The organism is Dietzia sp. DQ11-44 (assembly GCF_014145205.1).
Classification (GTDB): domain Bacteria; phylum Actinomycetota; class Actinomycetes; order Mycobacteriales; family Mycobacteriaceae; genus Dietzia; species Dietzia natronolimnaea.
In genome coordinates this window covers 1-1,232 of sequence record NZ_JAALEC010000700.1, presented here as the reverse complement: position 1 = coordinate 1,232, position 1,232 = coordinate 1, and the positions used below count along the sequence as shown (strand labels likewise).

At 71.2% G+C, this 1,232-nt stretch carries 1 protein-coding gene; it reads right to left on the bottom strand.

Annotated features, from left to right (window positions below; all coding sequences use genetic code 11):
- Window positions 1-1,232: succinate dehydrogenase (quinone) flavoprotein subunit (sdhA, locus tag G6018_RS15860; RefSeq protein ID WP_182640130.1), on the bottom strand; the 1,232-nt coding region annotated here is incomplete at both ends.

Sequence of the window (1,232 nt, the reverse complement as noted above, 5' to 3'; positions counted from 1 at the left end):
AGGCGGGCGGCCAGGTGCGCCGGCACCGAGTACGGGAGGGTGAACCAGCCGTCCACACTGGCGCTGAGCAGCGAGTTGGCGCCGAGTCGGTTGGCGCCGTGATACGCCCAGCCGCATTCGCCGCCGACGAACAGTCCGGGGATCGAGGTCTGGAGGTCGTAGTCGCTCCAGAGCCCGCCCATGGTGAAGTGACAGGTGGGCGCGATGCGCATCGGGACGGAGTACGGGTCCTCGCCGGTGGCGTGGGAGTACATCTCGAACAGGTTGCCGTACCGTTCGGCGACCCGCTGCCGGCCGTCGCGGGCGAGGGAGTCCCGGAAGTCCAGGTACACCGAGTTGTGGCGGGGGCCCACCCCGCGGCCGTCGCGGATCTCCGCCGTGATCGCCCGTGACGCCACGTCGCGGGGGACCAGGTTTCCGTAGGCCGGGTAGCGGCGCTCGAGGAAGAAGTCGCGGTCGGAATCGGGGATGTCGCCCGGCGGTCGGTGGTCGCCGGCGTGCCTCGGCACCCAGATGCGGCCGTCGTTGCGGAGCGACTCGCTCATGAGGATGGTCTTGGCCTGCCAGGTCGTGTCCTTGGGCAGGGCGGTGGGGTGGAACTGGACGAACGACGGCGAGGCGAACAACGCCCCTCGCTGGTGAGCCCGCCACACGGCCGAGGCGTTGGAGTTCACCGCGAGCGTGGAGTCGTGGAAGACGTTCCCGTAGCCGCCCGTCGCCAGCACCACGGCGTGGGCGGTCTCGGCGCGGAGGTGTCCGGTAACGAGGTCGCGGACCACGACCCCGTGACATCCGGCGTCGTCGACGATCAGATCGAGCATCTCGTGGCGGGTGTGCAACCGCACCGTGCCCGCCCGGATCTGCCGCTGGAGGGCCTGGGTGCCGGCGATCTGGAGTTGCTGACCGGTCTGCCCGCGTGAGTAGTAGGTGCGTGAGACCTGCACTCCGCCGAACGACCGCGTGGACAGCACGCCCCCGTACTCCCGGGCGAACGGCGTGCCGATCCCCGAGAAGTGGTCGATGACGCGAACCGACTCCTCGCCGAGCCTGAACGCCTCGGCCTCCCGGCCCCGGAAGTCGCCACCCTTGACCGTGTCGGCGACGAAGCGGTGCAGGGAGTCGCCGTCGACCCGCCTCGCGCGGGCGGCGTTGATCCCGCCCTGGGCCGCCACGGAGTGCGCGCGCCGCGGCGCGTCGTGGTAGGTCAGCGCGGTGACCCGGTACCCCAGCTC